Source organism: Hoeflea algicola, from assembly GCF_026619415.1.
In the GTDB taxonomy this organism is placed as follows: domain Bacteria; phylum Pseudomonadota; class Alphaproteobacteria; order Rhizobiales; family Rhizobiaceae; genus Hoeflea; species Hoeflea algicola.
In genome coordinates, this window is the sequence record NZ_JAOVZR010000001.1 from 4,805,529 (window position 1) to 4,831,975 (window position 26,447).

At 60.8% G+C, this 26,447-nt stretch carries 20 protein-coding genes and 2 pseudogenes; 13 read left to right on the top strand and 9 right to left on the bottom strand.

Annotated elements, in window-relative coordinates; translation table 11 throughout:
• Positions 1 to 150 precede the first annotated feature (150 nt).
• Positions 151 to 1,284 (top strand): site-specific DNA-methyltransferase, encoded by a 1,134-nt coding sequence (locus OEG84_RS23280; RefSeq protein WP_267655975.1) that lies wholly within the window; start codon positions 151 to 153, stop codon positions 1,282 to 1,284.
• 136 nt (positions 1,285 to 1,420) lie between these two features.
• Here the strand turns inward: OEG84_RS23280 and OEG84_RS23285 are convergent, their stop codons facing one another.
• From OEG84_RS23285 to OEG84_RS23295, 3 genes and pseudogenes are all read right to left on the bottom strand, one after another.
• Positions 1,421 to 2,041 carry an HAD family hydrolase gene (locus tag OEG84_RS23285; RefSeq protein ID WP_267655976.1) on the bottom strand — a complete coding sequence of 207 codons (621 nt, stop codon included), beginning with the start codon at positions 2,039 to 2,041 and terminating at the stop codon, positions 1,421 to 1,423.
• Positions 2,038 to 3,140 (bottom strand): annotated as a pseudogene (gene mutY, locus OEG84_RS23290) (A/G-specific adenine glycosylase). Before mutY ends, OEG84_RS23285 begins: the two are co-directional and overlap by 4 nt.
• A gap of 249 nt (positions 3,141 to 3,389) precedes the next feature.
• On the bottom strand, positions 3,390 to 3,572 hold the full coding sequence (locus OEG84_RS23295; RefSeq protein ID WP_267655977.1) for a PLDc N-terminal domain-containing protein: 183 nt from the start codon (positions 3,570 to 3,572) through the stop codon (positions 3,390 to 3,392).
• Between the two features lie 270 nt (positions 3,573 to 3,842).
• On the opposite strand from OEG84_RS23295, the pseudogene OEG84_RS23300 reads away from it, so the two are divergent.
• The 3 genes and pseudogenes from OEG84_RS23300 to smc all read left to right on the top strand — a co-directional run bounded on the left by OEG84_RS23300 (position 3,843) and on the right by smc (position 8,879).
• A pseudogene (locus OEG84_RS23300) lies at positions 3,843 to 4,350 on the top strand (DUF721 domain-containing protein).
• A gap of 170 nt (positions 4,351 to 4,520) precedes the next feature.
• A complete protein-coding gene (locus OEG84_RS23305; protein ID WP_267655978.1) occupies positions 4,521 to 5,327 on the top strand; it encodes a DsbA family protein in 807 nt (268 codons plus the stop codon).
• An 87-nt stretch (positions 5,328 to 5,414) separates the two neighbouring features.
• Positions 5,415 to 8,879 (top strand): chromosome segregation protein SMC, encoded by a 3,465-nt coding sequence (gene smc, locus OEG84_RS23310; protein WP_267655979.1) that lies wholly within the window; start codon positions 5,415 to 5,417, stop codon positions 8,877 to 8,879.
• Between the two features lie 324 nt (positions 8,880 to 9,203).
• Here smc and OEG84_RS23315 read toward each other — a convergent pair whose 3' ends face one another.
• The gene (locus OEG84_RS23315) at positions 9,204 to 10,346 is read right to left on the bottom strand and encodes a DegT/DnrJ/EryC1/StrS family aminotransferase (RefSeq protein ID WP_267655980.1); all 1,143 of its coding nucleotides are present in this window, start codon (positions 10,344 to 10,346) and stop codon (positions 9,204 to 9,206) included.
• Between the two features lie 457 nt (positions 10,347 to 10,803).
• On the opposite strand from OEG84_RS23315, the gene ppdK reads away from it, so the two are divergent.
• Together ppdK and OEG84_RS23325 are read left to right on the top strand one after the other, a co-directional pair.
• A complete protein-coding gene (gene ppdK / locus OEG84_RS23320; protein WP_267655981.1) occupies positions 10,804 to 13,470 on the top strand; it encodes a pyruvate, phosphate dikinase in 2,667 nt (888 codons plus the stop codon).
• A gap of 219 nt (positions 13,471 to 13,689) precedes the next feature.
• Positions 13,690 to 14,778 carry a YeeE/YedE family protein gene (locus OEG84_RS23325; protein ID WP_267655982.1) on the top strand — a complete coding sequence of 363 codons (1,089 nt, stop codon included), beginning with the start codon at positions 13,690 to 13,692 and terminating at the stop codon, positions 14,776 to 14,778.
• Here the strand turns inward: OEG84_RS23325 and OEG84_RS23330 are convergent.
• Both OEG84_RS23330 and OEG84_RS23335 read right to left on the bottom strand, forming a co-directional pair.
• Positions 14,762 to 15,199, bottom strand: a complete 438-nt coding sequence (locus OEG84_RS23330) for an aconitase X swivel domain-containing protein (RefSeq protein ID WP_267655983.1) — start codon at positions 15,197 to 15,199, stop codon at positions 14,762 to 14,764. The genes OEG84_RS23325 and OEG84_RS23330 overlap by 17 nt on opposite strands.
• Positions 15,196 to 16,437, bottom strand: coding sequence for an aconitase X catalytic domain-containing protein (locus tag OEG84_RS23335; RefSeq protein WP_267655984.1), 1,242 nt, complete (start codon positions 16,435 to 16,437; stop codon positions 15,196 to 15,198). Before OEG84_RS23335 ends, OEG84_RS23330 begins: the two co-directional genes overlap by 4 nt.
• Positions 16,438 to 16,795: 358 nt before the next feature.
• Between OEG84_RS23335 and OEG84_RS23340 the strand changes: the two genes are divergently transcribed.
• The 5 genes from OEG84_RS23340 (at position 16,796) to OEG84_RS23360 (ending at position 22,163) form a co-directional block, all read left to right on the top strand.
• A complete protein-coding gene (locus tag OEG84_RS23340; RefSeq protein WP_267655985.1) occupies positions 16,796 to 17,893 on the top strand; it encodes a multicopper oxidase domain-containing protein in 1,098 nt (365 codons plus the stop codon).
• Between the two features lie 26 nt (positions 17,894 to 17,919).
• Positions 17,920 to 18,417 (top strand): plastocyanin/azurin family copper-binding protein, encoded by a 498-nt coding sequence (locus tag OEG84_RS23345; RefSeq protein WP_267655986.1) that lies wholly within the window; start codon positions 17,920 to 17,922, stop codon positions 18,415 to 18,417.
• Positions 18,418 to 18,492: 75 nt separating this feature from the next.
• Positions 18,493 to 19,578: a copper-containing nitrite reductase gene (gene nirK / locus OEG84_RS23350; protein ID WP_267655987.1), complete on the top strand. Its 1,086-nt coding sequence runs from the start codon at positions 18,493 to 18,495 to the stop codon at positions 19,576 to 19,578.
• Between the two features lie 262 nt (positions 19,579 to 19,840).
• A complete protein-coding gene (locus OEG84_RS23355) occupies positions 19,841 to 20,362 on the top strand; it encodes a YcnI family copper-binding membrane protein (protein WP_267655988.1) in 522 nt (173 codons plus the stop codon).
• Between the two features lie 109 nt (positions 20,363 to 20,471).
• Positions 20,472 to 22,163, top strand: coding sequence for a copper resistance CopC/CopD family protein (locus OEG84_RS23360; protein WP_267655989.1), 1,692 nt, complete (start codon positions 20,472 to 20,474; stop codon positions 22,161 to 22,163).
• Between the two features lie 259 nt (positions 22,164 to 22,422).
• Here the strand turns inward: OEG84_RS23360 and OEG84_RS23365 are convergent, their stop codons facing one another.
• Together OEG84_RS23365 and OEG84_RS23370 are read right to left on the bottom strand one after the other, a co-directional pair.
• Positions 22,423 to 22,884: an Rrf2 family transcriptional regulator gene (locus OEG84_RS23365; RefSeq protein ID WP_267655990.1), complete on the bottom strand. Its 462-nt coding sequence runs from the start codon at positions 22,882 to 22,884 to the stop codon at positions 22,423 to 22,425.
• A 111-nt stretch (positions 22,885 to 22,995) separates the two neighbouring features.
• A complete protein-coding gene (locus tag OEG84_RS23370; protein ID WP_267655991.1) occupies positions 22,996 to 23,433 on the bottom strand; it encodes a hypothetical protein in 438 nt (145 codons plus the stop codon).
• A 289-nt stretch (positions 23,434 to 23,722) separates the two neighbouring features.
• On the opposite strand from OEG84_RS23370, the gene OEG84_RS23375 reads away from it, so the two are divergent.
• Positions 23,723 to 24,697, top strand: a complete 975-nt coding sequence (locus tag OEG84_RS23375; RefSeq protein WP_267655992.1) for a DUF1499 domain-containing protein — start codon at positions 23,723 to 23,725, stop codon at positions 24,695 to 24,697.
• Positions 24,698 to 24,700: 3 nt separating this feature from the next.
• On the opposite strand, the gene OEG84_RS23380 is transcribed toward OEG84_RS23375, so the two are convergent.
• Positions 24,701 to 25,609 carry an MBL fold metallo-hydrolase gene (locus OEG84_RS23380; protein ID WP_267655993.1) on the bottom strand — a complete coding sequence of 303 codons (909 nt, stop codon included), beginning with the start codon at positions 25,607 to 25,609 and terminating at the stop codon, positions 24,701 to 24,703.
• Between the two features lie 176 nt (positions 25,610 to 25,785).
• Here OEG84_RS23380 and OEG84_RS23385 point away from each other — a divergent pair, with 176 nt between their 5' ends.
• Positions 25,786 to 26,367 (top strand): biotin transporter BioY, encoded by a 582-nt coding sequence (locus OEG84_RS23385; RefSeq protein ID WP_267655994.1) that lies wholly within the window; start codon positions 25,786 to 25,788, stop codon positions 26,365 to 26,367.
• Positions 26,368 to 26,447 lie beyond the last annotated feature (80 nt).

The window sequence follows — 26,447 nt, forward strand, 5'->3', positions numbered from 1 at the left end:
ACATGCCATGGTTTCAGGCAAGGGACGGCCCGCTCTCCAGAGCTGCTGATGTACTGGTAAATGACGTGGTGCTCGCGTCGTTCATCGGATGTTTACCCTGTTCGGTAACCATGAAGCTCAGTTGTTGCGTTTGTGTAATGTGAGTATCCCATGGCCCGTTCCGTATCGCTTGCCGAAGTTCAGACTGTCAAAGCCGCGCGTCAAACCTGGCTCGACACCATCATCAAGGGCGATTGCGTTGCCGCCCTCGAAGCCCTTCCCGATAATTCCGTCGATGTGATCTTCGCCGATCCGCCCTATAATCTTCAGCTTGGCGGTGACCTGGCGCGCCCTGATCAGTCGGTGGTCGATGCGGTCAACGATCATTGGGACCAGTTCGAAAGCTTCGCCGCCTATGACGCATTCACCCGCGCCTGGCTGCTCGCCTGCCGCAGGGTGCTCAAGCCCAACGGCACGATCTGGGTGATCGGCTCCTATCACAATATTTTCCGTGTCGGCACGCAGTTGCAGGATCTCGGCTTCTGGCTGCTCAACGATGTCGTCTGGCGCAAGACCAACCCGATGCCCAATTTTCGCGGCCGCCGGTTTCAAAATGCCCACGAAACCATGATCTGGGCCTCGCGCGACCAGTCGGGCAAGAGCTACACCTTCAACTACGAAGCCATGAAGGCCGCCAATGACGACGTCCAGATGCGCTCCGACTGGCTGTTTCCGATCTGCACCGGGGCGGAACGGCTCAAGGGTGACGATGGTAAGAAGGTTCACCCGACCCAGAAGCCGGAAGCACTTCTGGCCCGCGTGCTGATGGCCTCGTCCAAACCCGGTGACGTGGTGCTCGATCCGTTCTTCGGTTCCGGCACCACCGGTGCTGTGGCGCGGCGGCTTGGCCGGCATTTTGTCGGCATCGAGCGCGAACAGGATTACATCGACGCCGCCCGCGCGCGCATTGATGCGGTCGAACCGCTTGGCAAGAACGAGCTCACCGTGCTTACGGGAAAACGCGCCGAACCGCGCGTGGCCTTCAATGTGCTGATCGAGGCAGGTCATGTGAAGCCCGGCGATGTGCTGCATGATGCCAAGCGCCGGCACAAGGCAATTGTCCGTGCCGATGGCACGCTGGTGGCGGACGGACAGGCCGGCTCGATCCACAAGGTCGGCGCCCATGTGCAGGGCCTGGACGCCTGCAACGGCTGGACATTCTGGCATGTCGAGAGCGCAGATGGCCTGACGCTGATCGATGAATTTCGTGCCACCATCCGCAAGGAGATGGCCCGCGCCGGCTAAGCTCAATCAATTTACAGGTCCGGCGGGCGTCAAGTACCTTCAGTCACCGCCGCGATAAACGCCCGGAATGCGCATGCGTATTCCGGGCGTTCGTCTGTCGTCCTACAACTGCCGCACGTACCGTCGGTCAATTGGGTCAGATGACGCCCAGTCGCGTCAGGTCCTGCCGTAATGTTTCCGCATCCGTAAACAGCACCGACTGCCAGCCGGCGGCGATGGCGCCCTCGACATTCTTTTGGCTGTCATCAATGAACAGGCAGGCTGCCGGCTCCAGGTCGAAGCTCTTCGCATGGGTGTCGTAAATCGCCTGGTCGGGCTTGATCATGCCGACTTCACCGGAAACGGTGACGCCGCGCGGCACATTGAGAAACGGATACATCTCCCGAGCCTCAACAAATGTGTCGGAAGCAAAATTGGTCAGCATGGTAACGTCGCGGCCCTGCTGGATCAGATCGAGCATGATGTCGACGCTGTCCTGATAGGCATGGCTGACCATTTCACGCCAGTTGGCGCGGAACGCGCGGATCAACTCCGCCTTCTCGGGATGTTTGTCGATCAGCAGCGCTTCGGCTTCCGCCCAACTGCGGCCCCGGTCCTGCTCGATATTCCATTCGTGGGTGCAGATCGTTTCGAAGAACCGGTTGCGCTCGGCTTCATCCGGGATCAGCCGGCTGAACGGAATATGCGGATCATAATGGATCAACACCTTGCCGATATCGAACACGATGTGGTGGACGGGTGTGGAATTCTCGGTCATCGGACGCCTTTTTGGAAAAGATCGGGAAGGGCTGCGGAAAGCGCCTTCTTCATCACGGTTGGCAATGCTTCGCCGGACAGGGATTCGCGCGCGCTCCACCATCCGGCGTGGTCAGGTTCGTCGCTGACAACGGCATGAAATATCTCAAGCCGCAATTCAAAATGTGTAAACACGTGTGAAATGATGCCCTTGTCGCGCCAGCCGGCGGCAAGGGGGCTGCGGCTTCGCCGGTCGCACCATCGGCGCGGACGGTCCAGTCGCTGGTGGGAATGCCGCTCATGCCGCCAAGCAGGCCCTTGTCGGGACGCTTGACCAGCAGCACCGCACCATCCGCGCGTTCGGCGACGAACGCCGCGCCCCGGCGCATTGGTTTGGGTTTTTTGGGCGCCTTGACCGGAAATTCCTGCTGCCGGCCTGCATGGCGCGCGCCGCAATAAGCAGTCAGCGGGCATAGCACGCAGGCCGGGCGCTGCGGGGTGCAGATCGTGGCGCCGAGATCCATCAGGCCTTGCGCGAAATCTCCCGGTCGTTTCAGCGGCGTGGCGCGGCCCACCAGTTCGCGGATCTCGACCTTGGCCGCGGGCAGCGGTGTCTCGATCTGGTAAAGTCGTGAGAACACCCGCTCGATGTTGCCGTCGACCACCGCCGCAGGCTGATCAAAGGCGATCGCCGCCATTGCTGCCGCCGTATAGGGGCCGATGCCGGGCAGGGCGCGCAAGCCATCCTCGGTTGCCGGAAAATGGCCACCATGCTCGCCCGCCACCATTTCGGCGCATTTTTTCAGGTTCCGTGCCCGCGAATAGTAACCCATTCCGGCCCAGGCCTTCATCACGTCTTCGGTGTCGGCTGCGGCGAGATCAATCACGCCCGGCCAGCGCTCGATGAAGGCTTCGAAATAGGGTTTGACTGTTTGCACTGTGGTCTGCTGCAGCATGATTTCCGACAGCCACACACGGTAGGGATCGTTGCTCGCGCCATCCGCCCGCGCCGAAGGGCCGACGCGCCAGGGCAGGGCGCGTGCGTGCCGGTCGTACCAGGCAAGCAGCGCCGGCCCGATCAGGTCGGCAGGGATCGGGATAACTGTGTTGGCTGGTGACATCAGACTCATGGAGCGGTGCAAGGGATTAACGACAACACTTAATGCGCGCGGTTGCGAACGCAAGTCGGGATCATGTCGTGCCAGTCACCCCGGCGCAATCAGCCGCGATTCTTTTCCGTCATCGTGGACTGGAAGTCGCCAGTCCACCGGAAGTGTCTGCTGTGGCAGTGCATTCAAAAAGAAAGCGTGAGAAACAGCAGACTGGCATCCCCCGGGGGACGCCAGTCAAATCCTGATACCGTTCAGAACTTAAATTCTTCCCCGGCCAGCCAGCAGCCAGATCAGCAGACCAATCACCGGCAACAACAGAATGATCAGTATCCACAGCAGCTTTCTACCCGTCGAACCGCCACCCTTGATGATCTGGAGGATCGCCCAGATGTCGAGGACCAAAATAATGATGCCCAAAATTCCGCTGTATTCAAATCCCATCTCAATATCTCCAAATATGGTCGTCCGAAATGATGCGTTGCATTTAGCAAACTGATTTGCCCGGAAATGGTTCCATTAAAGCGACACAGGGACTCTGGGGCATGGGCGCTGGTTCACCAGATAAACGCGCACCTGCCCGCCATTCTGCGGTATTGCTCGCCGGATTGGCAGCGGTGAGCGCTTTTCATCATCGCGTTTTCGCGCTATCCCGGTGCCCAGACAAGTCTGGCAAGGCGACGCGCCGGCTAGCAGATGAGCAGAGGCAGAGCTGTGGCCAAGCCGTTCACCCGCAAGGGCAGTCAGCAAATTGCAGAAATAGCCAATCACCTGATTGACCCGATCCTGGCCAAGCGAGCTGGCATCAACACGTTGCTGCTGGGTTCCTGGGACGAGATTGCGGGCGAACAGTTCGCTGGCTGTTCGCGTCCCGAGCGCATCCGCTGGCCGCGTCAGGACAGCCCCAACGAGATCGGCGGCGGTTTTTCCCCAGGTGTTTTGACCATTGCCTGCGAGGGCGCGCGGGCGTTGTTCCTGATGCACCAGGAAGCCGAGCTGATCTCCCGGGTCAACAGTTTCTTCGGGTTTCGGGCGATCTCGCAGATCTCGCATCGTGCAGAAGGCTGTTCATGCGCCAAGCCACAAGCCCGCGGCACGTCCATTGAACACCGCCGAGAAACAACGGCTCGCCGATATGCTCGCCGATGTCGAGGATCCGAAATTGCGGCAAGCGCTGGAAAAGTTGGGGCAAGGGGTCATCAGCCGCCAGCCGAAACCCTGAGCCGATCACGGCTGCGTGATCATTGTGCACTTGTTTGGCCACATTTCAGGTTATAGGAGTTGGGACGAATTTGGCGAGCGCGACAGTGACGCGGAAGCCGGGCGCGGCCAGGAGGCAACAAAGCTGCTGAGCGCGTGAGTGACAATACTCTCGAATAATGGGTGATTTGCATGTTCCGTTTGACGTCCCGACTGACCGCCGCTGCGTCGGTATCGCTGCTCGCCTTGACCCTGTCGGCCTGTGCGGACTCTTCCGACGACACCGCCAACGCGTCCGAGCCGACCGAAACCGTCGCACCGGTGGAAACGGCTGCAGCGCCCGCGGAAATGATTGTTGCACAGGCTGAAACCACCGCCGCTCCGGCCGATACGGCAACTGCGCCGAAGACCGAAACCAAGGCTGCAGCCGTCAAGGCGCCCGAGCCTGATGGCGAGGTTGATGTCGCCAAGTTGATGGAAGCCGGCCCGCTCAAGGATATGGTCATTGGCGATGACAGCGCGCCGGTCACCATCGTCGAGTACATGTCGATGACCTGCCCGCACTGCGCCGCCTTCCACGAAACCAATCTCAAGCCGCTGATCGATAAATACATCGACTCCGGCAAGGTTCGTCTCGTGCTGCGCGAATTTCCATTCGATCCGCGCGCTGCCGCGGCCATCATGCTGGCCCGTTGCGCACCCGAAAACCAGTTTTTCCCGATGGTCGACGTGTTGTTCCAGCAGCAGCGGAACTGGGCGACAGCGGCGGATGGGCGCGAAGCACTGCTGCAAATCGCCCGTTTGGCAGGTTTTACACAGGACTCCTTCGAGGCTTGCTTGACGAACCAGAAACTTCTGGACGATGTGAATGCGGTAAGAACCAAGGCCGCGGACGAGTTCGGGGTGCAATCCACTCCGACGTTCTTCATCAACGGGAAGCGCTATCCGGGGAACATGTCGATTGAAATCATGTCGGCGATCATCGACCCGCTGCTTTAAGCGGGTTTCGCATCTTCGCACCCTGCAACCGGGTTGCAGGGTCGGGATCGGTGTGCCGATATTCCCTCATGACCGGGAGACCCGGTCATGAAGTTTACCAAGCTACGTGTTCTGGGCTTCAAGTCCTTCGTCGAGCCGTCCGAATTCGTCATCGAGCGCGGGTTGACCGGCGTGGTTGGCCCCAATGGCTGCGGCAAGTCCAATCTTGTCGAAGCCATGCGCTGGGTGATGGGCGAGAATTCCTACAAGAACATGCGCGCATCCGGGATGGACGATGTTATCTTCTCGGGCTCGGGCAATCGCCCGGCGCGCAACACCGCCGAAGTCGGCCTCTATCTCGATAATTCCGACCGTACCGCACCCGCTGCCTTCAACGATTCCGACGAGATACAGGTCACCCGACGGATCGAGCGTGAATCCGGTTCGGTTTACCGCATCAATGGCAAGGAAGCCCGCGCCAAGGATGTGCAGCTGCTGTTTGCCGATGCATCGACCGGCGCGCGCTCGCCGTCAATGGTCGGACAGGGCCGTATCGGTGAACTGATCCAGGCCAAGCCGCAAGCGCGGCGGCAATTGCTCGAAGAAGCGGCCGGCATTTCCGGTCTGTATTCGCGCCGTCACGAGGCCGAATTGCGGTTGCGTGCCGCCGAGACCAATCTCGAGCGGCTCGACGACGTCACCTCCGAGCTTGAATCCCAGATCGAAAGCCTCAAGCGCCAGGCGCGGCAGGCCAACCGCTTCAAGATCCTCTCTGCTGAAGTGCGTCAGGCCGAAGCGACGCTGCTGCATCTGCGCTGGTCGTTGGCCAAGGCCCAGGAAGGCGAAGCCGAGAGTGCGCTGGCACAGGCAACCTCAAAGGTCGCCGAACTTGCCCAGGCGCAGATAAAGGCCGCCAAAAACCAGGCGGTCGCCGCCCACAAGCTGCCGGAACTGCGTGACAGCGAAGCCGCTGCTGCCGCAGCGCTACAGCGGCTGCAGATCGCCCGCACCCAGCTTGACGAGGAAGCCGATCGCATCGAGCGCCGCCGTGCCGAGCTTGACCGGCGACTGGCGCAACTCAAGGCCGACATCGAACGCGAGGAGCGGCTGATAGCCGACAATGCCGGGGTCATGGCGCGGCTGTCGGCGGAAGAAGCCGAATTGCGCGCGGCACTCGAAGGCAGTGGCGCCCGCTCCGCTGAACTCAAGGCCAGTTTCCTGGCGGCCCAGGCAAAGCTCGCCGAAAGCGAAACTTCGCTTGGCGTTGTCACCGCCGAGCGGGCCGAAGCCGCAGCCGAACGCACCCAGCTTGAACGGGTGCTGCGCGAGACCGGTGAACGCAAGGCAAGGCTCGAACGCCAGATCGCCAGCCAGGATGCCGATCTCGCCTCCATTGCCGAGCGGATCGCCGGGTTGCCCGACCCGGTCGCCAAGCGCGCTGAAACGGAAAGTGCCGAACAGGCGCTGGCTTCGGCCGAGGCCGCGCTTGCGAAAATCGAAACCGCGCTTGAAACTGCCCGCGAGGCCGAAGCCGCTGCGCGCCAACCGGTCACCGAGGCCAAGGCCCGGCTCAATGCGATCGAGACCGAAGCCAAGACCATTGCTCGCATGCTCAATGCTGGCCAAGGGGCGGAACTGTTTCCGCCGGTGGTCGAGAAGATCAAGGTCGATCGCGGTTATGAAACAGCGCTTGGTGCAGCGCTCGGCGACGATCTCGATCTGCCGCTTGATCCGGCTGCACCAGCGCATTGGGCAGGCATCGCGCCTGACAGCCAGGACCCGCACTTGCCTGACGGCGTGACGCCGCTGTCAACTCATGTCCGCGCCCCGTCGCAGCTTGAGCGCCGTCTCGCCCAGATCGGACTTGTCGCCGATATTGAGCACGGCCATGCGCTGCATGCGTCACTCAAGCCGGGCCAGCGGCTGGTGACCCGCGACGGCGCTTTGTTCCGTTGGGATGGCTATGTGGCTTCCGCCGACGCTCCGACGCCGGCGGCGATGCGGCTCGAGCAGAAAAACCGTCTTGCCGAACTCGACGCCGAGGCTGTCGAAGCAACCAGAGTCCTTCGACAGGCCGAGGAGGCATTGCGGGCAAGCGAAGAACAGGTTGCCGCCCTGGTTGGCGAGGGCCGCACAGCTCGTGACCTGATCCGCGACGCCAGCCGCAACCTCTCTCGGGCCCGCGATGAACTGGCCAACGCCGAGCGCGCCTCGGGCGAATTATCCAATCGCCGCGCGGTGCTGACTGAATCGCGCGCCCAGATCGGCGCGCAGCTTTCGGAAACCGAACAAGCTCTGGAGCAGGCGGCCGCCGCGCTCAAGGCCTGCCCGGATCTCGCCGGCCTTGATGCGGCGCTGACCCAGGTCAATGCCGAGGTTGCCACCGACCGTGGCGCGGTAGCCGAGGCCCGTGCCGCCCATGAAGGGCTGGAGCGCGAAAACGCCGCTCGCGTCAACCGGCTTGAGGCGATTGCCGCAGAACGCGCCGCCTGGACCGACCGCGCCGCCAATGCGGAAAGCCATCTTGCCGGCCTTCATGCCCGCTTCGATGAGGCGACAACCGAGGCCACCGGCATGGCCGAAGCGCCCGATGAAATCGCCGTGCGCCGCCGACAACTGATGCACCAACTGTCGGAATCGGAAAAACGCCGGCAGGAAGCCGCCGACACGCTGGCGCTGGCGGAAACCCGCTCACGCGAGGCTGACAAGATCGCCACCGAGGCGATCGGTCATCTGTCGCAGGGGCGCGAGGCAAGGGGCCGCGCCGAGGAACGGCTGATGGCAGCCAGGGAGCGCCGTGAAGAGGGCGAAGCGCGCATCCGCGAAGCGCTCAATTGCGAGCCGCACCACGCGATGCGCCAGACCGGCCTCGCCGCCGACGCGCCGATACCCGATTCTGCCGTCATCGAGCGTAATCTCGAACGGCTCAAGATCGAGCGCGAAAGGCTCGGCGCCGTCAATCTGCGTGCCGAGGAAGAGCAGACCGATCTCTCCAACCGGCTCGAAACCATTATCACCGAGCGCGAAGACATCATCGACGCGATCAAGAAATTGCGTGCGGGCATCCAGGGCCTCAACAAGGAAGGCCGGGAACGGCTGCTGTTGGCGTTTGACGTGGTCAATTCCCAGTTCCAGCGGCTGTTTACCCATCTCTTCGGCGGCGGTACGGCAGAACTGCAACTGATCGAATCCGACGATCCGCTGGAAGCCGGTCTGGAAATCCTTGCCCGCCCGCCCGGCAAGAAACCGCAGACCATGACGCTGCTGTCAGGCGGCGAGCAGGCGCTTACCGCCATGGCGCTGATTTTCGCGGTGTTTTTGACCAACCCGGCGCCAATCTGCGTGCTCGACGAGGTCGACGCGCCGCTCGACGATCACAATGTCGAGCGCTTCTGCAACCTGATGGACGAGATGGCGGCGTCCACCGAGACCCGCTTTGTCATCATCACCCACAACCCGATCACCATGGCGCGGATGAACCGCCTGTTTGGCGTCACAATGTCTGAACAGGGTGTCAGCCAACTGGTCTCGGTGGATTTGCAGACCGCCGAGCAATTGCGCGACGCAGGCTAAAGCGCTGGGTTGTCGGACAGGGCAGGACATCCCCCAAAGCTGATTCCCGTTCAATGACTTGCAGGGTTCGCTTGAATCAGTTTTCCAACTTTGCGTCGTTGCGGCAGACAATATTCCAAGACACTCAAGCAGTACGTTGAATCAACCTATAAATCTCTCAGGCCCGGGGCGGTTTGCGTTATGCCACGTCCCGACAGGTAACGGTCAACATGGTCTTCCCACAAGAGTGGATGGAAGGGGGCCTGGTGACCGTTGTTCCTGCCGCGTATCCTCACCGGTGAACTCACCTTGAAGGCGCCCTGAGCCATTCTCTGAAGGCCCCTTTTATAGGGCGGAGACAAGCGCGTTGGTGACCCGGTTCTGGGTTTCTTCGTCGAGATAGGGATGCATCGGCAGGCTCAGCACGCAACCAGACAGCATGTCGGTCACCGGCAATTCGTCCCCTGCCACCCCATGATGGCTGTAGGCGTCCTGCTTGTGCAGAGGCTTGGCGTAATAGACTGCCGTCGGCACGCCTTCGCCTTTCATCTGCGCCTGAATGGCGTCGCGGTCAGCGCCAGCGGGCAGCTTGACCGTATATTGCGCCCAGACCGATTGCAGCCCGTTTGGCACCACCGGGGTGGTGACATGCGCGCCAAGCTGGGCCGAATAGCGCGCAGCGATGCGGTTGCGCGCTTCAATTTCCTCGTCGAAGATCTTGAGTTTCTCGATCAGGATCGCCGCCTGCATCGTGTCGATGCGGCCGGTCATGCCGATGCGCACATTGTCGTACTGGCTCGTGCCCTTGCCGTGAAACAGGATCGAGCGCAGCGTCTCGGCCAGTTCGGCATCGTCGGTGAAGATCGCGCCGCCATCGCCATAGGCGCCCAGCGGCTTGGCCGGAAAGAAGCTGGTGGCCGTCGCCATCGCCAGCGTGCCGACGCGGCGGTTGTGATAGCGCGCGCCATAAGATTGCGCGCCGTCGCCCAGAACCCAAAGGCCTTCGCGGCTGGCGATCTTGCCGACAGCGTCGTAATCGGCCGGAATTCCGAACAGATCGACCGGAATAACCCCCACCGGCTCGTGCCCGGCCTCTCTGGCGGCAGTAATTGCAGTTTCCAGCGATGCCGGGTCCATGTTGAAGGTTTCGGCGTCAACATCGACAAACCAGATATGCGCGCCGAGCCAGGCCACCACTTCGGCCGTGGCGACAAAGGTAAATGACGGGCAGAACACAGCCTGGCCGGGCCGGAGGTTCCGGGCCATCAACACCATTGCCAGCGCATCCGTGCCCGACGAGCAGGCGATCGAATGCACCGCGCCGCAATGGGCCGACAACTGTTTTTCCAGCTCCGCCACTTCGGGACCCATGATGTATTGCCCATGATCAAGAACCCGCGCGATCGCCGCATCGACGCGGTCACGGATGAGCGCTTGCTGCGCGGCAAGATCAACAAAACGAACGGGGTCGAGAGGCGTGGATGTCATGGTGCAGCGGTCTCCGGGCTCAATCCTGTTGTCTCTCCCGCCGCGAGCCCAGAGCGGTAGGTTTGATCCCTCTGTTAATCGGTCGCGCCTGTCGGGTCCATATCCCGCTGCAGCGAATGCCCGCTTCATGGCTGTGCTACCATCACTTTGCGTTGCCTGCCGTGATCTGGCGTGACTCTCCAAGTTCATGACTGGTCAGGATGTATGGGACCGGGAGTCAGATGCGCACGCGCCATTCGTGGTGGTTGCGCAAGAAAGCTGTCAAGATCTTGATCCTTTGGATCGATTTAGTCGTTCATTTAGAGGAATTGCGCATTGTATTTCGCTCGTCATGCGATAAGCACCGCGTAGACGGGTTGGCGTATACATCGCTGTCGCGGGATCGGCTGTCACTTTAGAAGAGGTGACGGTATCGGCTCTGATATGGCGATGCGCTGTGGAAGAAGGACGATCGGTGATGACGAAGTGGGTCTATAGTTTTGGTGACGGGCAGGCGGAAGGCTCGGCTGCGGACCGCAATCTCTTGGGAGGAAAGGGCGCCAATCTCGCCGAGATGTGCAACCTCGGCCTGCCGGTGCCACCAGGACTGACCATCACCGCCGACGCCTGCGTCTGGTATTATGACCATGACCGCAAATTGCCTGATGGCCTAGAGCAGGCGGTTGCCGACGCCCTGGTCAATGTCGGTAAAATCGCCGGCCGCACATTTGGCGACCCCGAAAAGCCGCTCCTCTTGTCGGTGCGCTCGGGTGCCCGCGCCTCGATGCCCGGTATGATGGACACGGTGCTCAATCTCGGCCTCAACGACGAAACAGTTAATGCGGTGGCGCGCGATTCGGGCGACGAACGCTTTGCCTATGACAGCTACCGCCGCTTCATCCAGATGTATGCCAATGTGGTGATGGGGCTCGATCACGAAGTTTTCGAGGAAATTCTCGAAGACGAGAAGGCCAGGCTCGGCCATGAGCTCGACACCGATGTGTCTGCTGGCGAATGGCGCGAGATCATCGCCCGCTACATGGCGACCATCGTCGAGGAACTCGGCGTGCCGTTTCCGCAGGATCCGCACCAGCAATTGTGGGGCGCCATCAGCGCGGTGTTTGCCAGCTGGATGAACGCCCGCGCCATCACCTACCGGCAACTTCACGATATCCCGGCGTCCTGGGGCACCGCAGTCAATGTTCAGGCCATGGTGTTTGGCAATCTCGGCGATCACTCCGCCACCGGCGTTGCGTTTACCCGCAATCCCTCCACCGGCGCCAACGAGCTGTATGGCGAGTTTCTGGTCAACGCCCAGGGCGAGGACGTTGTCGCCGGCATCCGTACGCCGCAATCGATCACCGAAGCGGCGCGGATCGAGGCTGGCTCCGACCGGCCTTCGCTGGAAAAGCTGATGCCCGAGGCGTTTGCTGAATTTCTCGCCATCTGCAACCGGCTCGAGCACCATTACCGCGATATGCAGGATCTCGAATTCACCATCGAGCGCGGCAAGCTGTGGATGCTGCAAACCCGCTCGGGCAAGCGCACCGCCAAGGCGGCACTGAAGATTGCCGTCGACATGGCTGCAGATGGACTGATCACCCGCGAGGAAGCCGTCATCCGGATCGACCCGGCCTCGCTTGACCAGTTGTTGCACCCGACCATCGATCCGCACGCCGCACGCGATATCATCGCCTCGGGCCTGCCGGCTTCGCCGGGGGCTGCGACCGGCGAGATCGTCTTTACCTCCGAAGAGGCGGTGGAAGCCGCAAAGACCGGCCGCAAGGTCATTCTCGTGCGGGTGGAAACCAGCCCCGAAGATATCCATGGCATGCATGCCGCCGAAGGCATCCTGACATCACGCGGGGGCATGACCAGCCACGCCGCCGTTGTTGCCCGCGGCATGGGCACGCCGTGCGTCTCCGGCGCCGGAGGCCTGCGCATCGACAGTCGCAACCAGACCCTGGTGGCGCTTGGCGTCACCCTGAAGGCGGGTGATGTGATCACGCTCGATGGTTCCACCGGCCAGGTGCTGAAGGGCGAGGTTGCCATGCTGCAGCCCGAGCTTTCTGGTGATTTTGGCCAGATCATGGAATGGGCCGACGCCACCCGCCGCATGAAGGTGCGCACCAATGCCGAAACCCCGGCCGACGCCCGTGCCGCGCGCTCGTTCGGCGCCGAAGGCATCGGCCTGTGTCGCACCGAGCACATGTTCTTTGACGGTGATCGCATCACAGCCATGCGTGAAATGATCCTGGCCGACGCCGAAGCCGGTCGCCGCGCAGCTCTTGCCAAATTGCTGCCGATGCAACGCTCGGATTTCATTGAGCTGTTCGAGATCATGAAGGGCCTGCCGGTCACCATCCGGCTGCTTGATCCGCCGCTGCACGAATTCTTGCCCAAGACCGAGGAAGAAATCGCCGAAGTGGCCGCCGTCATCGGTGTGACGGCAGACAAGCTCGGCCAGCGTGTTGATGAACTGCATGAATTCAATCCGATGCTCGGCCATCGTGGCTGCCGACTGGCCATTTCCTATCCGGAAATCGCCGAAATGCAGGCCCGCGCCATTTTTGAGGCCGCCGTCGCCGCGGCCAAGTCAACCGGCGCACCGGTGGTGCCTGAAATCATGGTGCCGCTGGTTGGGCTGCGTGAAGAGCTCGATTTCGTCAAGGCGCGGATCGATGCGGTGGCGCAGGAAGTCATCTCCGAGTCCGGTGTTGAGCTCGAATATCTGGTCGGCACCATGATCGAATTGCCGCGCGCTGCCATTCGTGCCCACGCGATTGCCGAGGTTGCGGAGTTCTTCTCCTTCGGCACCAACGACCTGACCCAGACCACCTTCGGCATCTCCCGCGACGATGCGTCTTCCTTCCTGATGACCTATCAGCAGAAGGGAATCATCGAGACTGATCCCTTCGTCACCATCGACATCGATGGCGTAGGCGAACTGGTGCGGATCGCGTCGGAAAAGGGCAGGGCAACCCGCCCGGACATCAAGCTCGGCATCTGCGGCGAGCATGGCGGCGATCCGGCATCGGTACGGTTCTGCGATTCCATTGGCCTCGACTATGTCAGTTGCTCGCCGTTCCGGGTGCCGATTGCCCGCTTGGCAGCAGCCCAGGCCGCCATCGCCAAGAAGGTCTGATGCGGCTCAAAGCCCCAGCTTTACACGTCCGCCGGCAGTTGCGCGCAAATGCGCCGCAGCCGGCGGGACTGTATCAGTCCTCGGTGAACAGGCTTTCCAACATCTGCGCGTTTCAGGGAAAATAATTCCGCTCCCCGTCCTGGGTGCGCAATCCCGCGCCACGGCGCATGTCACCGCTTCATATATGTTCAGACGAATATTCCAATGGAGCTGGCAGTCATGGATCTCGTTCCCCTGATCGACCTTGTCGGTGAGCCGCATACCGCCCTGATCGGTGGTCTTGTTCTTGGTCTCGCCTTCGGTATTTTCGCCCAACGCAGCCAGTATTGCACTCGCTCGGCGGTGTTGTCGGCCATGGGGGAGGGCGACCTCAAGCCGCTGGCGACCTGGGCTGCAGGCTTTGCCGCGGCCATCCTGGCGGTGCAACTGCTGCTCGGCGGCGATCTGATCAATGTTGATGAAACCCGCTTCTTCTCCACCGCGCAAAGCCTGTCGGGCGCCATTATCGGCGGCCTGCTGTTTGGTGTCGGCATGGTACTGGCGCGCGGTTGCGTGTCGCGGCTCTTGGTGCTTGGCGCCTCTGGCAATCTGCGCGGTGTGTTCTCGATTGCCGTTGTCGCGATTACCGCGCTGGCGACCTACAGTGGCGTTCTGGTGCCGCTTCGCGATGGCATCGGCAGTCTGTGGAGCACCGCGGCGATTGGCGGCAATGATCTGCTGGCTCATGCCGGGCTCGATCGCTGGGCCGGCATCGTTCTGGGTGCGGCACTGGCGGCGATAGCACTTGCCGTGGCGCTTAGGGCGCGGGTGTCGATCTGGCGCCTTTCCGGCGGTGCGTTGGTCGGCCTGACGGTGGCGGCCGGCTGGTACTTCACCTGGCAGCTTTCCACTCAAGTTTTCGATCCGATCCAGGCAGAAAGCCTCTCCTTCATCCGTCCGCTGGCCACAACCGGCGAACTGGCACTCGAAGGCGGCTTTGGCGGACTTGATCAGGGTGTTTTGCTGGGCGCGATCATTGGTGCGTTTGTGGCGGCCCTTGTTGCCGGCGAATTCCGCATCGCCACCTTCGCCGAACCCGGCACGCCGTCGATCTGGCGCTACACAGCGGGCTCCGTGCTGATGGGCTTTGGCGGCATTCTCGCCGTCGGCTGCACCATCGGCGCCGGCCTGACCGGTGGCTCGGTGCTGGCAATTTCGTCGCTGGCAGGACTAGGCTCGATGATCACCGGCGGGGCACTGGCACATCTGGCGCTGCGCAGCCGCAGTGCCGATCCTGCTGCCTCAGTTGGCATCATTCCGGCGGAATAAGCCGGACCGCGCCTGCATCGGCCTCGACTGTAAGCCGGGGCAGGGCCGCCCATTTGTTCCAATCTGCCTCGTTAGCAAGGGCAACAACCGGGCAATCGGTCTGGTAGAGCATTTGCGCGACCAGCGCGCCGGTGGCGATGATGGCGTCGGCTTCAAGCAGAACAAGCGCCGCTGGTGCTGTGCCGAGCCGGATCGCTTCGGCTAGCACCGAGGCGCCTGACGACGAACCGCGCCCGCGTCTCATGAACACGATCCTGCCGGACAGGCAGGTCCCGTGTTGCGGGTGAAAACGGTCGATCACCATGCCGTTGGCGCTGTCAAATCCTCCCCAGAAACTCAAGGGGTCACCAAGCATCAACACCGGGCCTTGCGCGCACCCGTGAACCAGTGACTTCCCATCAATCTGCAGACCGGCGCTCATGCCCGCACCACCCGGCCGGCCTTGGCCGATAAAAGCGTGTCGGCGAGCGTGCCGAAGGCAACATCGACGCCGAGATTGCCGGGCGCGTAATAGGCCCATTTGCCTGAATTGGTCATCACTGCACCTGACAGATCGCGGATGATGGCGGTGACATAGGTACAGGTATCGACCACCACGGTGACTCCCGCCTGTTCAAGCCGTGCAGCGTTTCCGGTTGCGCACAGCCGTTCCCATTCATGCCGTCCGGTATTGACATAGACCGGTACCGCGAACGGTGCGAGATCCAGCATCGCCAGCAGCCGTTCGAACTCCGAGAGTGAAAAATGCGGTGTCCCCAGTGCCGCGGCGGTGATCGGCGCACCCTCGGTTACGGTGCCGAGCCGGTTCAACACCGCTGCAACTTCGCCAGCGTCCAGACGCGCCACAACCGGCACGTTACGGCCACCGGTGGCGGTCTCGAGATCAGGGGCCTCCGGTGTCAGGCCGACGGCATGGAACATCGCCACGCTGCCCGACGATGCCGCCGCGGCCCCCAGCGCTTTCAAGTCGTCTTCGCTGGTGGCGGCGGGGAGACCGGTGATCGCGGCGATGGTATCACCGCACTCGCGACCGACAACAAGGCCCGCAGCGACCGCAATGCCGCCGGCCTGGTCGGCAGTGGCATTTTCAAGCCCGGTGATTTCGACGATCGCCCCGGCAAGCCGGTTTTCGCTACGATGCAGCCCGTAATCGGGCACCCTTCCTGTCAGCGCACAGGCTAGGTCGATGAAATCGCCATAGCGGTTGGTGCGCGCGCCGATCACCGAATTGGCAAACACGATAGCGTTGGATTCGGCCCAGGCAAGCTGGTCGCCGAGTTGCGGTCTCAGCAATGTCTGGTAGGGCGCACAGGTAAAGCTCGGCGTGCAGCCCAGTTCCAGATGCGCTTCCATCAACCGTTTGCCGGCAGCACCAAGCTCCGCCTCGCCGATATAGAGTTCTGGATGAATGAGATCGACCGAGCCGACATTGAGCGTCGTCGGCACCCGCACCCGGCCTTGCTGTGCCACGAACCGTTCGACGAAATCGAGGCTGGCCTGGCCGTGATAGAGACAACCGTCGACATGGGCTTGCGCGCAGTCAACCAGCCGCTCGGCACCCACCGCCTCGGCAAAGCGCAATACCAGCCCAAGCGCGTCTGCAGCGGCAGAGCCATGGGTTCCCGAGAGCATCTCACGATCGTCCTGCGTCAATTCCACCCCGGCATCTCCCTGCTTGCGAACATGCGGCGAACCTAGATCTGTTCATCCTTAAATGGAAACGTTTTGCTTGGGTATCGAGCTCTGCATGCCCTGCCTCTGTCCGAACGCCGGGCAGTATCGATCTCGCGAGCAAAGGGGCAAACGGCGCGAGGATCCGTCGTTGCGAAGCGAGCCGAAAACTCCCGTTGAAAGGGGCATTGAGGTCGGCACATGAGGTTGGCAAAACGGTGCAGATAAAAAAGTATTGACGATACTTTTTTAAAGATGTATCTGAAATACATCTTACGGAATCACCCACCACGAACCTCAACAGGGATCAAGGTAAGTCTTGAATTAAAAAGGGAAAATCATGGGAATGAACGATATCAGCCGACGTGGCCTTGTGAAATTAGCGGGCATTGGCGCCGCTGTGGCGACACAGCTTTCAGCAACCGAAACGGCGTATGGATTTACCGCAGGCGCATCGGAAACGATCGCGCCTGTTGCCCCTCAAACACACAAATTTAACATGACCGTTGAAGAGGCGCGTTTAAGTGTGTCGCGTGGTTTTGAAACCAATGTCTGGGCATATAACGGGCAGGTACCCGGCCCTCTGATCCATGTCCGTGAAGGTGATTTTGTAGAAGCGACAGTCACCAACAAGACCAAAGGCGTGCATACAATCCATTGGCACGGGATGTGGCAAACAAACTCATGGCGCAGCGATGGCGCACCGGGAATTAACGGTTTGGCCATCGAGTCGGGCGGTGGCAGCAATACCTATAGTTTCAAGGCCGATCGGAAAGGCAGCCTCTGGTATCATTGCCATGTCGAAGTGCCAAATCATGTTGGCGTGCGTGGCATGTGGGGCCCGCTGATCGTTGATCCGGCAGACCCGCTTCCAATCGAAAAGGAAGTGACCAAAGATTGCCTTCTAATGTTCTCGGGTTGGAATAGTGACGTCGCCGATGACTATTTCGCTCAGGAAGATCCCTCTGGGCACCTGAATTACTTCTCCATCAACGGAAAGTCATTTCCCTATAATCAGCCAATTCGGGTGAAGGAAGGCGATGTCCTGCGTCTGCGCCTGTTTGCGGCAAGCGTTGCCGTATCGTTCCACCTGCACGGCCACGATATGCTCGTTACCCACCGCGACGGGATGCCGGTGCCATATCCTCAACTGGCCGATACGGTTCATGTTGCCATGGGCCAGCGTGCAGACGTCATCGTGCACATGAACAATCCAGGTCGCTGGCCGTTCCACGATCATGCCGACCACCATCTGAGCAATAATGGCGACACCCCCGGTGGGCTGTTTGGCATTATTGAGTACGAAGAAGTTGGCATCGATGACCCCTGGTACCTTTGGGCTCACAAGAAATATGACCCTGACTTCTACTTCACCGAAAGTATGAAGAAAGGGTACGGGCTCATCACCCAGTCCGGCTTCAAAGCCACCCCGTCAAAAAGTTAATCCCCCCAGTTCCATAGGAGAAAAATATGGAAAACGCGATAGTCCCGCGTAGCTTTCGGCTGCGTGTCCTTCCCCTGTTGCTTGGCGCCCTGCTCATTGCGCCGCTTCCCGGTTTTGCACAGGATGCCGCCCCGAATGAAGTGCGCCTCATGGACAAGGGGCCCGATGGCACCAACAAGGTATTTGTACCGGCGATCATGCGCATTGAGGTTGGCGGCGATGTCAATTTCGTCGCCTGGGATTTTGGCCATGACCTTACGTCGGTGGATGGTCTGGCACCTGCCGGTGCCGCGCCATTCAAGGGCTACAAGAACGCGGATACCAATGTCGTTTTTGAGAAGGAAGGCGTCTACGTCGTCCAATGCGCGGCCCACAAGGAAATCGGCATGGTTGGTATCGTCGTGGCCGGTGATCCGTCGGTAAATCTGGACGACATCATCGCCAATTATCCAACCAACGCTGCATTGTCAGAAGGCGCCCGCGCCCGCCTGGGTGTGCTCCTTGAGACGCTCAAATCCGAATAGCCAAACTGGATTTCACGCATTGAAATCAATGCGTGAAATCTCCTTGCAATCGATCCCATGCCCAGGAGAAAACGAATGTCATTTGAGGACGCAACGAAATCAAACCGCCGCCAATTCATACAGATGGCGGGTGTTGGTATTGCCGCTTCGAGCGCTATTGCCTTGAGCGGAACCCAGGCGAGCGCATCCGTGCCCAAGCCGGAACTGACAACCGGCAGCTTTGTCGGCAAACGCCTGTTACCTGATCTGGTGGTTGCCGATCCGACGGCCATTCCCGGCCCGATTTCCTACGACAGCCCCCGCAGCCATGATATCCATCTTGTTGCCAAAAGCGTCGTGTCTGAAATCCTGCCTGGCGTGACACACACCTTCATGACCTTCAATGGTCAGGTGCCGGCCCCAATGATCCGCGCCCGTCAGGGAGATACGCTGAATATCACCGTCACCAACTCTCCCGAAAACGAGACCTCTCACAGCATCGACCTTCACGCGGTCAGAGGGACAGGTGGCGGTGCCGGGTATTCCGAAGTCGCACCCGGGAAATCCAAGACCTTTACGTTCAAGGCGGACTACCCCGGTGCCTTCATCTATCACTGTGGCGTCAGCAACATGGACGAACATATCAGCCGTGGCATGTTCGGCATGATCGTCATCGAGCCCCTCGAAGGTCTGCCCGCCGTAGACCGCGAATTCTATATCGGTCAACACGAACTCTACACCAAAGAAAGTTTCGGTCAGCCGGGCGAAGCCAACTTTGATGGGCGCTCCATGGTAAAGGAAGACCCGACCTATGTGCTGTTCAGCGGAGCCGTCGCCCCATTTGTGGCATCTCGATTTGGAACCATGAAGGCCGAAGTTGGTGAGACCGTCCGTGTGTTCCTGGTGTCGGGGGGACCAAACCTGATGTCCAGCTTCCACCCGGTCGGCAACGTCTGGTCGCGCGCATGGCCGCAAGGCGGGCTGGCGAATGAGCCGCTCAAGTACATTCAGACATGGCCGGTGACCCCTGGCTCTACGTTCGTGGGCGATATGGATCTTCCGGTTCCGGGGTTGATCACCTTGGTTGATCACGCTCTTTCGCGCGTTACCAACAAAGGCAATGCGGCACAGATCGAGGTTATTGGTGACGATAACCCTGAATTCCTTGACGCCAAGGGATAGGACACACGCCCTGCCGCCGGAAAGACGATTTCTGGCGGCACCTTCAAGGCCGTAGCCCCTGAGACCTGGAAATATTCAACAGCCCGTCATCGTCATCCTCGATGTCGCCGGGTTGGCAAGTGTTCCCATGTTTGCCGCGACCGACCATCCATTCACACCTATGGCCAAAACCCTGGTGGGTTCGAAGCCGCGGACCTGAGGGCGGCGGCAAAACCCGGGCCGACAGCCCGATCGATCCCCCCTTTTCCTTTGGAGAGAAACCGTGAATACCATTCTGACGACCCTTGCAGTGCTTGCACTTTCCGTCCCGGCAGCGTTCGCACATGTGAATTTTGAAACGCCGCAGGCACAGCAAGGGACTACCTATCTCGGCGTGCTTGGAATCGGCCACGGTTGCGCCGGAGAGCCCACGTTGAAAGTGCGGGTGCAGATCCCCGATGGCGTGATTGCCGTCAAACCAGTTCCGAAAGCTGGTTGGTCGGTCGAGATCGTGACCGGCGCTTATGCGCAAAGCTACGATTATTACGGCACGCCGATGACCGAAGGCGTGAAAGAGCTGATCTGGACCGGCGAGCTTTCCGACGCCTATTTCGATCAGTTCGCCTTCCGTGGCAAGCTGACCGATACTCTGGCAGTGGGCACAACCGTCTACTTCCCGGTTGTTCAGGAATGCGCAAACGGGGCTGACCGTTGGATTGAAATCCCTGCCGATGGTCAAGACCCCCATGACCTCGAAGATCCGGCACCGGGCCTGAAGATCTTGGCGCCAGCCGCAAAGAACTGACAAGTCCGCAAGATCGAAAAGAGGCGCCTGGCTCTGGGCGCTCTACCCCCTGCCGCGCATGTCGATGCCCGGCAGGGGCACCACTCACGCTCCCAATACGAGGCAGTCGATGCGTATTCTGGCAAGCAATGTACAAGGGGTCTTCTGCTTCTTGTTTATGGTTCTTGTAGTGGCGACGGTGCCTTCATCCGCCCTTGCCCATGCTGAATTTCAGGGCAGCGCCCCGGTTGCCAATGCCTTGCTTGACGAATTGCCGACGGGCGTGCGCCTTCAGTTCAGCGAACCTGTCGGAGCCCTGACGCTTGAATGGCTTTTGCCGGATGGAACGCGTGGCACTGCAACGGCCAAAGCCACGCCTGACGGATTGTTGCTGTCCGCACCGCCCGCGACCGGACGTGGCACCTATGTTCTGAACTGGCGGGTTGTCTCCGCCGATGGTCATCCCATTGGCGGCGCATTGGTCTTCTCCCTCGGTGAGGTCACCGGCACGACCGAACCCGGAACCGATGCGGCAGTCCTTCCCGCCATCATCGCGCGATTTTTAGCCATTTTAAGCATGATCTTTGCAGTAGGGGCGGCGCTTTATGCTGCGCTCATTGGCCCGCTGTCCTCTGGTGCCGCCCGCTTTGGCCGGGTTGCCGCACTGGCTGCGGTGCCGCTGGCGCTGGTTGCGCTCGGTGCCTACGGGCTTGATCTGCTGGGGCGCGGCTCCTCCGCTTTATTTTCTTCCGTGCCGTGGCAGGTTGCCATCGCGGTGCCGCGCGGTTGGGGATTTCTGGTCGGCGCCGCCGCAGCCATCATCGCGGGGAGTCGCTCGCGGCAGCGGCCTGCTATTGCTCTGCTTGTGCTCGTTCTTGGGGCTTCGTCGCTTGCCGTTTCGGGGCATTCCAGCACCGGACAAAACCGCTGGATCGGGCAGCCTTTGATGATGCTTCATGCCGCAGCATTGATCTTTTGGGTTGGAGGACTGCCGCCGCTGATCGCCAGCCTGTCCGGGCAGGGCGGGTTAAACGCCTTGCGCCGGTTCTCGAACGTCGCGCTGCCTGCGGTAATCGTGCTTGTGGCAACGGGGGTTGGCCTCGCGCTGATCCGTGGCGCGGATATTGCCACGTTGATCGCGTCGGATTGGGGGAAGCTCTTGGCGCTCAAACTGGTGCTGGTGGCCTGTATGCTTGCGCTTGCGCTCTTGAACAAAACGCGGCTGACCCCGGCGCTTGCCACAGCACCGGGCAGCGCACGGTCCAGCCTGCGCCGCAGCATAAGTGCCGAGATCGCCCTCGGGGCTATGGTCCTGCTTGTTGCCATGTGCTTTCGGTTAACGCCGCCGCCCGGTGCCCACACAGCACCCGACCCGATCCACCTGCATCTGCACAGTGCTGAAATCGCGGCTGAAGTCAGCCTTTCCGCCGCGCCGCCAGGTGCGATTGATGTATCGGTCAATTTCATGGGCACAAATGCAGATTTACTACCGCCCAAAGAGGTCAATCTGACCTTCTCGGATCCCGCGGCTGGCATTGGCCCAATCAGTTTTGACGCGCAGTTGCTGGACAGCGGCATGTGGCAAATTGGGCCCGTTACGCTTCCCACAGCCGGACCGTGGAGCCTGAACATTGCGGTTCTCGTGACTGACTTCAAGCAGATTACACTCAGCGGTATCTTCACACCCCCAAAACGGGCAGCACGAGGCCCATTCGAATTTATAGCGCCTTGCCTGGTGATTTGGAGGCAGAGAGACGGACATGAGCAAGAGAATTTGGTTCTCAAAGGTGCTCGGGCAGGTCGCCGGGACGCAGGGTATTGAACGCGGTTGTGGCGGGATTGTACATGTCAATCACAATGCGATGCACCTGGACGAACCGCCCCGCGTCCTGCCGGGTAAGGCCAAGCAGACTGTCCGGGGGGCAAACCGGATGTACTGCAATCCACGTGGCGGCAGCGCGGCGCAAAAAAATGGGCATATTCGGCGTGCGGAGGGCCAGAGATGGGACACATCGCAGGCCGGCCTACGTCCTGGATGTCACGAATGGCCTCCATCGCAATCAATACAAGGCTCGCAAGCCTCAGAAACCTGGCAAATTCAAAAGCCGCGTCAACGTCCCCTTTGACTTTACAAGGTCGGCAATAGTGACCCGGCCCATAACGTCCAGAAATGCCTTCAACCCTGTGTTTAACGTCTTGTTCAGTTCGCAGTTCCCGACCAGTGGGCACTCGGACTCACCACAATCAAAACATTCGGCAATCTTGAAATCGGGTTCTGTAATGAGCATGACATCGCGCAGTGATATCTCCTCGGGTTTCTTTGCCAGAAGGATCCCGCCGGTCACTCCTCTGGACGTTGACAGTAATCCTGCAAGTCCCAATTCGTAGACTATTTTCATAACGTGATTTCTGGAAATTTTATAGCTGTCACAAATTTCTTTGATTGTTGCCTTTTCACCGTTTTTCAGGCTGACGTACATCAAAACTCGAAGAGAATAGTCGGTATATGTTGTTAGCCGCATCCCAGTCTCTCTCTCGGCCATAATAATGATCGGTCCGGAAAAGAGTATAGCATATGCATATTTAAAAGTGGAGTATGCATGGTTGCGCTTCCGTGGCCGCTACGCGGGAAGCGAGAAGGGGGTGGACACGGATTAGAGCTTCTCCAGCACCGAAACGAAGGCCTTGGCGAACTGCACCAGGTCCGCAGTCGCGGCATCCGGTTCCAGCGTGATGGCCCGGTCGCCATCAGCGTCCAGCAGGACCAGTCCGAACCGACCAGGCTCGGTCCGCGACAGGCAGACAACGGCAATGCGCTGGGCGTTGTCGACCAGCCCGGAGGCGGGGAGATCAAACAGGAATTCGCCGCCGATGGTCTTTGCCGCCTGCCGCACGGCCTGCGAAAATCCCAGTTCGGCGATGTCGTTGAGATCAAGCGCCAGTTCCAGTTCCATCAGGTCGAGCATCATCGGGGCCAATGATTGCTCCGCTGTGGTGGCGATGATCGGAAGCGGTTGCATCGGCCCCATGAACGGGGCGGGATCGGCGTGGCTCGGCTGTGCCATCGGCGCTAAGGCTGTGTCGGTCGTCATGGCAAATCTCCTTCGCTAAGGAATGCGTATTCCGGTTGATCTGCCCCCGCGCCCTCAAGAATTGACGGCAAGCGTGGCTGAAGTGTGACGTGCAGTTTTCCAGCGGCGGCAATGTGGAAGCGCTGTTGCAGTAACGTGCGTTGCGGGGATGTGGTTCCATACCTGCCATCGGGCGCGGCAAAGCAATCGGTCGTGCCGATCGTCGCGATTGATTGGCCCGATTGTTTGGCCGAGGATCAAGCAACTGTCTTCAAAGAGCTTTCAATCGGGAAGGAACGGCTCTAATAAATTGCATCAAACCATTCCGCGCATTCCGCGCCGTCCGTTCGGAGACCCGGCCGCCGCCATGCCGTTTCGCTATCAACGCCCGCCTTCAGTTGCCGCTGCCTGGTCCCGCAGGCTTGGACGATTCTCGCTGTTGCTGGCGTTCATGGCCGTGCTGTTTCATCGGGGAGGGCTGTTGACCCTGCCCAATGCTGTTGCGGTTATCCTGCTCGCGGCTTTTCTGGCAGCCATCGTGCTTGGCCTGGCGGTGATCGGTTTCGTCATGCTTTGGCATATCGGCGCCAAGGGCGGTCACGCTGCCTTCAGCGGCATGGTGACGGCGCTTTTGGTGCTTGCGCCGGTGGGCGTGGCTGCCAGTCGCTATATTGCCCTGCCGACCCTTCACGATGTCTCCACCGATATCGAGCAACCGCCGGAATGGCTGGAACCGCCGGTGATCACGCCTTCCTGGCTGTCTCGTCCCGACGGCAACGACCCTGCTGTGCGTGAGCAACAGGCGCTTGCCTACCCCAAGGTCGCGGGGCGGCGCTACGACGGCGCCATCGACCGGGTGCTGCTGGCGGTGCGCGCAGCGGTGGCGGAGCGAAAATGGACACCGGTCGCCAATATCGGCGTCGAGGCGTTGATCGATGGCCTTGAACCGACCTCCGAGACCGCCAGTGACGGCCAACCCGAACAGATCGCCAGCGGAGAAGCCGACCCGGCGCGTGCACCGGTGCCGCTCCAGCGTCCCGATATCGAAAACGGGGAACTCGAGCCGCTTCCCACCTACGCAGTGCTTCAGTACCGGACCCGGACGCTGGTACTCGGTATTCCACAGGATGTGCTGATCAGGCTTTCCGAAGAGGAAGAAACCACTTTTGTCGACATGCGCGCAGCCACCCGTGACGGAAACCATGACCTTGGCCTGAACGCCGACCTGATTCGCGGCTTCCTGCATGATCTTGATGTCCGCCTGCTTGGTATCGCTGGCGGCTAATAGCTATTTGATGCGGAATTCACCGGTAATCGACGGCGGGCCATCGGTGATCACCTCGCCGCGGCCGACCAGATCTTCCAGATGCGCCAACACCGACAGGGCGGCAGCCCCATGCAACCGCGGATCGGTGTCGCGGTAGATTGCCTTGACCATGTCGGCAATCAGCCGGTCACCCTTGACCACGCGGCCCAGAACCGCCCGCTCACGCATTCGCCGGTGGGTCTTCAGCGCCCGCACGAATTGCCGCGGCTCGCGCACCGGCCCGCCATGGCCAGGTAGATAGAGACGGTCGTCGCGCGCCACCAGCATGTCAAGCGAAGCGATAAAATCGGCCATTGCGCCGTCGGGCGGGGCAATGATCGATGTTGCCCAGGCCATCACGTGGTCACCGGAAAACACCAGCCCGGTTCCCGCCAGTGCGAAGGCCGCATGATTGGCGGTGTGACCGGGCGTGTGCAGGGTTTCAATCGCCCAGCCGTCACCGGAGATCACCTCGCCATGGGCGGCGGTCTGATCCGGGACAAACGCCATGTCCGAGCTTTCCTTGAGCGGGTTGATCTCGCCGGTGTAGAGTGGCCGGGCCGCGCGGTGCGGACCTTGGGCGACCACAGTGGCGCCGGTCTCGGCCTTCAGCCGCGCCGCCAGCGGCGAATGATCCTGGTGAGTGTGGGTAACGAAGATATGGCTGACCGGGCGTCCGCCGATGGCGCCCAACAGCGTCCGCCAATGCGCCTCGTTGTCCGGTCCCGGGTCGATTACCGCAAGAGTGTCGCGCCCGACCACATAGCTGTTGGTGCCGTGAAACGTCATCGGCCCCGAATTTGACGCAGTTACCCGCAGCACATTCTCGGCCGCTGGCACCGCCTCGCCATGCGCGGGGGCGAAGGTCAGGTCGAACTCAGGTTTTTTCACGCTTTGCTCCAATATGCATGGCGGCCTGCAAGCCCGCCTGTGCAAGCGCCCGTGGGATTGTGGACGGTCGCGGATTTGCGGCGGACTGTCTTGCTGTCAGCGGCTTAAGTCAATATACCGCATCAAACGCGCTACAATTTGGCAGCGTTCCCGACAGCCCTTTTGGAGGATGAGTCATGGCCATCGCCCCCGCCCGTTCCTTATATGAATCGATTGCGCCCACCAGCAGCACGGCCCGCTATGCGAGCTATGGCGTAGCTGCCCTTTTCGGCAGCATTCTGATTGCGCTTGCAGGCAAGGTCGTCGTGCCGTTCTGGCCCGTTCCTGCGACGATGCAGACGCTCGCCATCTTCGTGCTCGCCGCAGCCTTTGGCCGCAAGCTCGCGCTGGCCACTCTGGCGCTCTATATGTTTGAAGGTGCTGTCGGTCTGCCGGTCTTCACCAATGGCGGCGGTTTTGCCTATTTTGCCGGTCCGACCACCGGTTACCTCGCAGGCTTCGTCGTCGCCGCCGGTCTTACCGGCTGGGCTGCTGATCGTGGTCTCGACCGCAATGCACTGAAGCTGTTTGCGGTCAACCTGATGGGCACCGCCATCATTCTGGCTCTCGGCGCTGCCTGGATCGCGCTGGTGTTCGGCGCCGACAAGGCCGTTGCATGGGGCGTTGGCCCGTTCATTGCCACCGACGTGATCAAGGCCGCATTGGCCGCAGCCGTCGTTCCTGCCGGCTGGCAGATCGCCAATCTGTTCCGTCGCTGAGTCCACAGGCTCAATGAAACCTCGCCCTGGCGCGAAGGGGTGAATTTGAAAACCCGTGTAGCGTGAAGCTGCACGGGTTT